Consider the following 10059-nt stretch of genomic DNA (forward strand, 5'->3'; position numbering starts at 1 on the left):
GAGACCCCGCCCGGCTGTCTCCCATGACCCTGGCGGGCGACGCCGTTCGCCCGCCCACATGCATGCACGTTCTGTGAGGTGCGACCTCAGATGCAGTTATTGACAGGGAAGCTACGGAGGGCGCTGGGCGCCGCCGTGGCCGTGGCGCTGTTGTGCGTGGCGCTTCCGGCGCTGTGGCTGTCGCCGGCCAATGCCGCCGCGCCGAAGCCCGAGGCGCGGCAGCAGGTCGGCCAGGCGGCGGCGCAGGTGCTCACCTGGACCGCCGACAACAGCATGACCGCGTACAAGGACACGCCGACCACGGCGGTCGCGGGCCCCGCGACGATCGTCTTCGAGAACAGCATGGCGACCGGCAGCACGTTCGGAATGACGCACACGCTGACCTTCGACACGTCGACGCCCGGATACAACCACGACGTCAACGTCAACATCATCGCCAGCCCGTACGACGCGGACGGCGGTCGGCATGAGGTCCAGGTGAACCTCACCCCCGGCAAATACCGCTTCTTCTGCGCGATCCCCGGCCACCAGATGGTCGGCGAGCTCGTGGTCACCCCCGGCGGCCCCACCGACACGACCGCGCCGCAGGTGTCCGCCAACGTGTCGGGCGAGAAGGACGCGGACGGCAACTACGTCGGTTCGGCGACGGTGACCGTCTCGGCGACCGACACCGAGTCGGGCGTGGACAGGGTGGAGTACGCGCTGGACTCCGGGGCGTTCACCACCTACTCGGCTCCCGTGTCGGTGAACCAGGTGGGCTCCCACACGGTGCAGTATCGGGCGACCGACAAGGCGGGCAACGTCTCGGCCGTGGCGTCGGTGTCGTTCAAGGTGGTCGCCCCGCCGGCCAAGGACACGACCGCGCCGCAGGTGTCGGCGCAGGTCTCGGGTGACAAGGACGCCAACGGCAACTACGTGGGCTCCGCGACGGTGACCATCTCGGCGAGCGACAGCGAGTCGGGCGTGGACACGGTCGAGTACTCCCTCGACTCGCAGCCGTTCGCGCTGTATTCCAAGGCGCTGACGGTCGACCAGCCGGGCGCGCACCGGGTGAGCTACCGGGCCACCGACAAGGCGGGCAACACCTCGGCGGTGGCGTCGGTGACGTTCACGGTCGTGGTGCCGCCGGCCAAGGACACCACGGCGCCGCAGGTGTCGGCGCAGGTGTCCGGTGACAAGGACGCCAGCGGCAACTACGTGGGCTCCGCGACCGTCACCGTCTCGGCGACCGACACCGAGTCGGGCGTCGACAAGGTGGAGTACGCGCTGGACGGCGCGGCCTTCACGACGTACTCGGCTCCGGTCGCGGTCAACAAGACCGGCTCGCACACGGTGCAGTATCGGGCCACGGACAAGGCGGGCAACACCTCGGCGGTGGCGTCGGTGACGTTCACGGTGGTCGCGCCGCCGGCCAAGGACACCACGGCGCCGCAGGTGTCGGCGCAGGTGTCCGGTGACAAGGACGCCGACGGCAATTATGTGGGCTCGGCCACCGTGACCATCTCGGCGACCGACACCGAGTCGGGCGTCGACACGATCGAGTACTCCCTCGACGGGCAGCCCTTCGGCCTGTACTCCGCACCGGTGGCGGTCAAGCAGCCGGGCGCGCACACCGTGAGCTACCGGGCCACCGACAAGGCCGGGAACGCCTCCGACGTCGCGTCGGTGTCGTTCAAGGTCGCCGCACCGGAGCAGAAGGACACCACGCCTCCGCTGGTGTCGGCGCAGGTGTCCGGTGACAAGGACGCCGACGGCAACTACGTGGGCTCCGCGACCGTCACCGTCTCGGCGAGCGACAGCGAGTCGGGCGTGGACAGGGTGGAGTACGCCCTGGACGGCGGAGCCTTCACGACGTACTCGGCCCCGGTGTCGGTGAACACGGCCGGGTCGCACACGGTGCAGTATCGGGCGACCGACAAGGCCGGCAACGTCTCGCCGGTCGGCTCGGTGACCTTCAAGGTCGTGGCGCCGCCGGCCAAGGACACGACCGCTCCTCAGGTGTCCGCGCAGGTGTCCGGTGACAAGGACACCAACGGCAACTACGTGGGGTCCGCCACCGTCACGATCTCGGCGAGCGACAGCGAGTCGGGCGTGGACAAGGTCGAGTACTCCCTCGACTCGCAGCCGTTCGCGGTCTACTCGAAGGCGCTGACGGTCGACCAGCCGGGCGCGCACCGGGTGAGCTACCGGGCGACCGACAAGGCCGGGAACACCTCGGCGGTGGCGTCGGTGACGTTCACCGTGGTGGTCCCGCCGGCCAAGGACACCACGGCTCCGCAGGTGTCGGCCAACGTGTCGGGCACGAAGGACGCCGACGGCAACTACGTCGGTTCGGCCACCGTGACGATCTCGGCGAGCGACACCGAGTCGGGCGTCGACAAGGTGGAGTACGCGCTGGACGGCGCGGCGTTCGCGGCCTACTCGGCTCCGGTCTCGGTGAACAAGACCGGGTCGCACACGGTGCAGTATCGGGCGACCGACAAGGCGGGCAACACCTCGCCGGTCGGGTCGGTGACCTTCAAGGTCGTCGCGCCTGAGCAGAAGGACACCACGGCCCCGCAGGTGTCGGCCCAGCTCGGCGGCAGCATGGACTGGGCGTGGAACTACGTCGGCTCCGCCACGCTCACCATCTCGGCGACCGACGCCGAGTCGGGCGTGGCCACGGTGGAGTACTCCCTGGACGGGCAGCCGTTCGCGCTGTACTCCAAGCCGGTGGCGGTGGGCCAGCCGGGGGCGCACACCGTGAGCTACCGGGCCACCGACAAGGCCGGCAACACCTCCAACGTGGGCACGGCGAAGTTCACCGTCGTCGCCGCGCCGGGCTCCGACTGCACGAAGCCGGGCAAGGGCAAGGGCTGCAAGGACGCCTGAGTTCGTTCAGCCGCAGGCGGCCTCGGTCCGGCGACGGGCCGAGGCCGCCTCTTTCCGGCCATCGGGGCTCGCCCTCACTCGGTCCGGAAGGGGTCGTGCTCGGCGAGGAGCTTGTCGAGCCGGGCCTGGTCCACCCGGCTGACGACGGTCGCCTCCTCCTGCCGGTCCCGCACGCACTTGGCCAGCGTGAACGTCGAGGTCACCACGTACATCAGTCCGAGGGCGAGGAAGGAGCGCACCCAGGTCGTCACCGGAAGGTAGAGGATGCCGGCCGCCAGGCCCACGAGGGAGATCGCGAACGAGATGACGGCCTGGACGTAGAAGGCCGTCGTCGTCGAGGGTTTCACCGGTTTCGCCATGATGCCATCGTCCGTGGCGTACGCCTGGCGGGCATGAGCGCCGATACTCAGTTACCGGTGAGTACGAACCCCCGCTTCAGTGGTCCGGGTTCAGCGCGTTGCCGATGTACATGGCCGCCAGCATGGTGAACAGGAACGCCTGCAGGAACTGGATGAAGATCTCCAGGCCGGTCATGACGACGGCCATGGCCACGCCGAGGACGCCCACCGGGAACCCGAGCACGGTCGGCTGCTCGGCGAGGAACCAGAACCCCACCGCGCTGAAGAACGCCAGCAGCAGGTGTCCCGCGAACATGTTCGCGAACAGCCGTACGGCGTGCGTGAAGAGCGCGAAGACGAACGTGTGCAGCAGTTCGATGGGCGCGTACAAGACGAGGGCGAGCGGCTTCGGCAGGCCGGGCGGGAACATCAGGCTCTTGAGATAGCCGCCCACCCCGTGGTGCCGGAAGCCGAGATAGAGCTTGATCACGTACACGACCACGGCGAAGACCAGCGGGAACGCGATATGGGCGTTCACCGGGAACTGCACTCCCGGGATCACGCCGAACAGGTTCCACAGCAGGATCACCGAGAAGAGGCTGAGCAGGAACGGCATCCACCGCTCGGCGTCCGCGCCGAGGAACGGCCGGGCCGCCTGGTCGCGGACGAACAGGTAGCCGTACTCGCCGAGGTGCTGCAGCCCTCGCGGGACGAGCGACGGCCGCGCGAACGCCCCCCACGCGACCGCGCACAGCAGGATCACCCCGACCGCGGCCAGCACCACGGGCTTGGTCAGCCAGTACGGCGCGCCGGGCCACAGCGGCGGAAAGTCGAACAGTTCGAGACCGGGAGCCGTGAAGTCGTCCCCGGCGAGGCTTACGGGCATAGGGAATCCCCTCGTCCGGCCGTCCAAAAACTGAGTACGTCGTACTCACTTTCTCGATGTGAGCCTACATACCGGGTACCGTGTACGCAATAGCGCGACGACCTGGGACGACCAACGATGACGGGCCACGAGAACCTGTGGATGCGACCCGAGCGCCCCGCGCGGGGGCCGCGGCCGAGCTTCAGCCGCGCCGCCCTCGCGCAGGCGGCGATCGGGATCGCCGACGCCGAGGGGCTGGAGGCGATCTCCATGCGCCGCCTCGCCGCCGATCTCGGCGCGGGCACGATGTCCCTGTACCGCTACGTGACCGGCAAGGACGAGGTGTTCGACCTGATGATCGACACCGCCGTCAGGGAGTACCTGCCGGAGGACCAACGGCCGCCGGACGACTGGGCTGACGGCCTTCGCCGGCTCGCCTGGCAGGTCCGGCGCACCATGCTGCGCCACCCGTGGCTCGCGCCGCTGGCGGCCGGCCGCCCGCAGACCGGCCCGAACAGCGCGCGTCTGATGGAGACCGCCCTCGGCATGCTCGACGGCCTCGGCCTGAGCATCGACGAGATGCTGACCCTCGTCGGCACGGTCTTCGCGTACGTGAACGGCTACATCCAGAGCGAGCTGGCCGAGGCGGAGGGGCGGCGGCGGACGGGGCTCACGCTGGCCCAGCGGCTGGCCCGGCACCTGGCCTACATCCAGTCGCTCATCGCGACGGGCGACTATCCCATGCTGGAGCGGATGACGAAGGAGGCCGGGCGGGAGTACATGGCCAGTGACGACCGCTTCGCGTACGGCCTGGACCGGCTGCTCGACGGCATCGCCGCCGGCCTGCCGCCGCGCGGCGGCCCGCAGGGGCCCACGTCATCGCGGTGACGCCTCCGGCTCACCGTCCGGCTTCCTCACGTGGGCGTACGCAGGGGAGGGCCTTCCGCGGGCGTCGCGGCTTCCACGTCGCCGCAGGCCGGTGGCCGGTCTCGGTGGCCGGTCTCAGAGGAGTACGGCTCAGTTAGGCGTGATCTCGTGCAGGCGGCAGACCTGCCGCCAGACACGCGCGTCGAGCGTGCCCGCCCTGTCCTGGAAGTCGGCGACGGGCACGCGGACCGGGCCGGTGAGGTCGAGGAAGCTGTTGTGGTCGGCGTCCGGGTCCCACGTGCGGGTGGGGATCTCCACGTGGTCGGCGCGGTCGCTGCGGTCCTGGCTGGTGATCTTCAGGACCTCGGCGCCGCCCCGGTATGTCCTGAGCACCACACAGGGGCGCACCTTGTGGCCCGGCCCGTCCTCGTAGGGCACGTCGGCCCACCAGATCTCACCCGGGTGCGGACCGGCCTGCGTGGCCGCACCGCCGCGCACGCCCGTTTCGCCGCCCGTCGCCGGGCGGCCCCCGCCCCGGGTCCCGGTCCCGGAGGCGGTGCCGCGCCTCGCGTGGGGAGCGGCGCCGCCACCGGGCCTGGTGCCCGGCCGCGAGGCCGGGGCACGTCCTCCGGGCCGCGCGGTCCGGCCGGCGCGGCCTGACGGGCGGCCTCCCGGGGAGGGGCGCGGCGCGGACCGCCGCCGTGAGGTTCCCGGCAGGCGCCCGGCCATGCCGAGCCCGCCGAACACGACCAGCACGGCCACGATCACAACCACCCAGAACATGGCCGACAGCCTACGGCTCCGCGCACACGACTCCGGCAGGGGAGTCCGCCGCCCCCGCCCGCCGCGCTCGTTCCGCCGCTCCTGCCCGCCCGCGCCCCTCTCGGCTTCGGCGGCCGAACCGCACCGCCGCCCGCCCGCACGCACGCGCGCGGGCGGCGGTCACGGTCAGGAGCGGGCGTCCCAGGCGGCGAGGATGCGCGCCTCCTTCTCCGGGTCGATGCCGTGGTGCATCTGGCCGCCGAAGCTGCGCTGCTCCTCCGGGATGTCCTTCAGCCACTCCCAGGTGTCCCGGACGGTCTCCCGTACGGGCCGGCAGGTGAGGCCCGCGGCGATGGCCTTCGCGGAGGAGTGCGTCCACACGCCCTGGTAGCCCGTCTCCGGAGCCCACAGCGGAAGCTCGGTCCACATCTCCACGCCCTGGTCCGCCAGGAACGTGTCGTCGACCCACACCAGCTCCGCGTCGGAGCCGGTGACCTCCACGCAGTCGTTCAGCCAGCCGCCGTACGTCGTGTTGCCCTGCACCCCGCCCGTCATGTAGCGGCCGGTGGTGCCCTTGGCCGCCTGGTCGAGGGTGAACGCCGCGATGTCCCGGGCGTCGATGAGCTGCATCGGCAGCGCCGGGTTGCCGGGGGCGAGCACCCGCCCGCCTCTGGAGATGCGGGTGAGCCACCAGGGCAGCCGGCCCACGTTCTCGTGGGGGCCGAGGATCAGGCCGGGCTGGATGATCAGGGCGCCGCCGTCGAAGTGCTGCTCGACCGCCCGCTCGCAGCCGGCCTTCAGCACGCCGTAGTCGCCGAACTCGGCGTCCGCGTCCGGCGGGCACTCGTGCAGGGGGAAGGTCTCGTCGACGCCGGACTTGTCGGGCCAGTCCGGGTAGGCGGAGATGCTGGAGATGAACGTGTAGTGCGGGGCGTGGCCCGACAGCGTCCGCACCGACTCCAGGACGACGCGGGGGACGAACCCGCACACGTCGACCACCGCGTCCCACTGCCTGCCGTCGGCGAGCCGCCGCAGATCGTCGGTGACCTCGCGGTCGCCGCGCACCGCCTCCACACCGGGCAGGTCCGTCCCGCTCCTGCCCCGGTTGAACGTCGTGACCTCGTGACCGCGCCGCAGCGCCTCCTCCACGATGGCGCGTCCGAGAAACACCGAACCGCCGATTACCAGAATCTTCATACGGTCATCCTTGGCCCGCCCGGGCCGGGCGTAGGCCCCGTTTCACGGTCGGCGGACATGATCCGCTCACAGCGAAGCTCGCCGTTCCTCCCGGCTCCACCGGAGCGGGGCTCAGCCGGTGCGCAGTTCGGGCACCGGTGTGAAGCGCTCCTGCTCCAGCACGTGCACCCGCGCCGCGCCGATGTCGAAGTACAGGCCCGTGAGCTCCAGCTTCCCCGCCCGTACGAGGGTGTCCACGAACGGGTGGGTCCGCAGGTTGTCGAGCTGCTGGATCACGTTGGTCCGGCAGAGCCGGTCGAGCGGCCCGGCGTCGTCGTCACACGGCTCGGCGGCCACGAACCTCGCCAGGCTCTGCCGCCCGTGCCGCAGCCAGTTGCGCAGCGCGGGCAGGTCGGGCACCTCGCCCAGCAGGGCGGCCATCGCGCCGCATCCCGAGTGCCCGCAGACCGTGATCGTGCGCACATCGAGGACCTTCACGGCGTACTCGATCGTGGCCGCGACCGAGTCGTCGGCGGGGGTGGCGCCGGCGCGCGGCACGAGGTTGCCGATGTTGCGCAGCGTGAACAGGTCGCCGGGACCGCTCGCGGTGATGATGTTCGGCACGATGCGGGAGTCCGCGCAGGTGATGAACAGGTGCGACGGCGACTGCTTACGGGCCATGCGGTGAAGCAGCGGGCGGACCATCGGCGCGGTCCGGCGCTGGAACTCCCGCGTCCCCTCCAGCAGGTCGGGCACGCCCTGCGGCTCGCAGACTACGGGAACGTCGTCGTGGCTCCCGCCGTCCGCGCCGATCACGGCGTAGGACCCTGCGGCGTCCATGGGACGGGGGCGTCGCCGGTAGGCCCAGGGCAGCCACCAGCGGTCGTGCCGGGGCGGGATCCTGGCCGGGAACAGGCGGACGCCGTCGATCGCGGCGGAGTACCACTCGCCGTGCGGCTCGTCCACGTCGATCGCGCCGCCGGTGCGTTCGTGCTGGAGCCGCCAGGCGTGCAGCGCCTCGAAGGCGGCGTTGTCCATGAAGTCGAGGTGAAGGTCGAGCTCGACCGCGGCCCCCGCGGGGATGCCGCGCAATGCCTCGGTCAGCCGGGGCACGCCGAGGAACGTCAGCGACCCGGTGACGACGACGCGCCAGCGCCGCTCGCCCGCCTGCCGTACGTCGACCGAGACCCAGGCCAGGCGGCGCAGGGCGAGCAGGGCGGCCAGCCCGAGGCCGATCGCCACGCCCTCGGCCAGGCCGATCAGCACGACTCCGGCCATCGTCACGAAGTAGACCGGCATCTCGCGGTGGCTGCGCAGGTTGCGGACGTGCCCGAGGTTGACCATCTGCACGCCGATGAACAGCAGCAGCGCCGCGAGCGCCTCCAGGGGGATCAGCGCGATCATCCAGGCGCAGGCCGTGGTGAACAGCAGCACCCACACCCCGTGGAGCACCGTGGACCAGCGGCTCCGGGCGCCCGCCCGCGCGTTGGTGGTCGTACGCACGACGACGCCCGCGACCGGGAGGCCGCCCAGCGCGCCGGACACCGCGTTCGCCACGCCCTGCGCGGTCAGTTCACGGTCGAGGTCGGCGCGGGGACCGTCGTGCAGGCGGTTGGACGCCACGCAGGTCAGCAGCGACTCCACTCCGGCGAGGAGGGCGACGAGCAGGACGGCCCCGGCGATCGCGTGCCAGTCGCCCTGCGGCATCAGAGGTCCCTGTACGGAGGAGAACCCGCCCTTCAGATCCACCTTCGTCAGGTCCCAGCCCGTCACCGCGGCCGTCAGCGTGGCGACCATCAGCGCGGCGAGCGGGGCGGGCACGGCGCGCAGCCGGGGGATCCGGCTCCACACGAGCAGGACCCCGATCGTCAGGACGCCGATCATGACCGCGTGCGTGTGGTTGTCGAGGATCTGGGCGGGGAGTTCGAGGACGTTCTCCAGCGCGGAGCGCTGCGGCGAACCGCCGAGCACGATGTGCAGCTGGGACAGCGCGATCACCACGCCGACCCCGGCGAGCATGCCGTGCACGACGGCGGGGGAGACCCCGAGCGCCGCCCGCGCCACCTTCAGCCCGCCCAGGGCCAACTGGAGGAGGCCGGCCATGACGGTGATGGCGCACGTGGCGCGCCAGCCGTACGTGTGGACGAGCTCGGCGACCACCAGGGACAGCCCGGCGGCCGGGCCGCTCACCTGGACGACGGACCCGCCGAGGGCGCCGGCCACCACGCCGCCGACCACGGCGGCGACGAGCCCGGCCGCCACCGGCGCGCCGGACGCGACCGCGATGCCGAGCGACAGCGGCACCGCCACCAGGAAGACCACCAGCGATGCGGGCACATCGTGCCGGAGTACGGACTTCCAGTCACGTGGCGAGATCGTGTCGTCACTGATTGTCATGGGCTGACAATATGTCAGCCGCGGAGGCCGTCACCAGGCAGGGAACGGGAAAATCACCGGTAGTAGTCGGGATAGTCGCTCTCCGGGTTGCGGTGGCTGCCCCGCCGCCGCCCGCTCGCCGAGGTGGGGGTCTCGCCGTGGACCTCGTCGTAGGAGGGCCAGCTTCCATCGGCGGCGTTCTGCTCGGGCCACGACGGATGGGCGCCGCCGTATCCCTGCTGCTGCCGGTCGTAGCCGTACTGGCTCTGCCCCGACGGCGCGTCGTAGCCCGCAGACTCGTACGGCGAGGCGGTCCCCGGGCCCGAGCCGGTCACCGTGTCAGAGGCGTCGATGGTCGCCCAGCCCGTGCTCACCTCGTACGACGGGGTGGAGGGCGCGGCGGGCGACGGCGTCGAGGCGGCCGGGTAGCCGCCCTCCGCCGAGTAGGTGGACGAGTAGCCGTCGTAGGCCGGGGTCTGGTAGGTCTCCGCGTTCGGCCAGGAGGACGCGCCGCGCGGCGGTTCCGGGTCGTCGAGCACGTCGCGGGCGCCCGTCCAGGAGGGGTCCGTCGTGGGGGCGGAGGCGGCGGGGACCGGCGGGTAGCTGCCGGCGACCGGCCAGCCGGGGTCGGTGGCGCCCGCGCCTGTCACACCGGAACCTGCCGGGTTGGGCGGGTAAGACGGCGATGCGTCGGCCGCGCGGAACGGGCCCGTCGCGGCGCGGGACGGATCGTAGGCGTCGGACCGGGGCGTTTCGTAGCTCGCCGCCCACGCGTCGAAGGAGCCGCCGGTGGAGCGGGGCGCG

General features: G+C 71.8%; 8 protein-coding genes. 2 read left to right on the forward strand and 6 right to left on the reverse strand.

Features of this window, described 5'->3' with window-relative positions:
• Positions 1–90: 90 nt before the first annotated feature.
• Positions 91–2871, forward strand: coding sequence for an OmpL47-type beta-barrel domain-containing protein (locus tag B1L11_RS45595; RefSeq protein ID WP_143737530.1), 2781 nt, complete (start codon positions 91–93; stop codon positions 2869–2871).
• Positions 2872–2945: 74 nt separating this feature from the next.
• On the opposite strand, the gene B1L11_RS25495 is transcribed toward B1L11_RS45595, so the two are convergent.
• Both B1L11_RS25495 and atpB read right to left on the reverse strand, forming a co-directional pair.
• Entirely contained in the window at positions 2946–3230 is a 285-nt protein-coding gene (locus tag B1L11_RS25495) for a YiaA/YiaB family inner membrane protein (protein ID WP_079316820.1), read from the reverse strand.
• A 76-nt stretch (positions 3231–3306) separates the two neighbouring features.
• On the reverse strand, positions 3307–4095 hold the full coding sequence (gene atpB, locus B1L11_RS25500; RefSeq protein ID WP_079316822.1) for a F0F1 ATP synthase subunit A: 789 nt from the start codon (positions 4093–4095) through the stop codon (positions 3307–3309).
• A gap of 117 nt (positions 4096–4212) precedes the next feature.
• On the opposite strand from atpB, the gene B1L11_RS25505 reads away from it, so the two are divergent.
• Entirely contained in the window at positions 4213–4962 is a 750-nt protein-coding gene (locus B1L11_RS25505; RefSeq protein ID WP_079316824.1) for a TetR/AcrR family transcriptional regulator, read from the forward strand.
• Between the two features lie 129 nt (positions 4963–5091).
• Here the strand turns inward: B1L11_RS25505 and B1L11_RS25510 are convergent, their stop codons facing one another.
• The 4 genes from B1L11_RS25510 to B1L11_RS25525 form a co-directional block, all read right to left on the reverse strand.
• On the reverse strand, positions 5092–5724 hold the full coding sequence (locus B1L11_RS25510) for a type II toxin-antitoxin system PemK/MazF family toxin (RefSeq protein ID WP_143737531.1): 633 nt from the start codon (positions 5722–5724) through the stop codon (positions 5092–5094).
• Positions 5725–5889: 165 nt separating this feature from the next.
• Positions 5890–6900 (reverse strand): NAD-dependent epimerase/dehydratase family protein, encoded by a 1011-nt coding sequence (locus tag B1L11_RS25515; RefSeq protein ID WP_079316826.1) that lies wholly within the window; start codon positions 6898–6900, stop codon positions 5890–5892.
• 111 nt (positions 6901–7011) lie between these two features.
• Positions 7012–9276 (reverse strand): SulP family inorganic anion transporter, encoded by a 2265-nt coding sequence (locus B1L11_RS25520; RefSeq protein WP_079316828.1) that lies wholly within the window; start codon positions 9274–9276, stop codon positions 7012–7014.
• A gap of 53 nt (positions 9277–9329) precedes the next feature.
• Positions 9330–10059 (reverse strand): hypothetical protein (locus B1L11_RS25525; RefSeq protein ID WP_372974721.1); only part of this gene is annotated, 730 nt, incomplete at its 5' end.

It is taken from the genome of Microbispora sp. GKU 823 (genome assembly GCF_002027145.1).
Lineage (GTDB): Bacteria > Actinomycetota > Actinomycetes > Streptosporangiales > Streptosporangiaceae > Microbispora > Microbispora siamensis.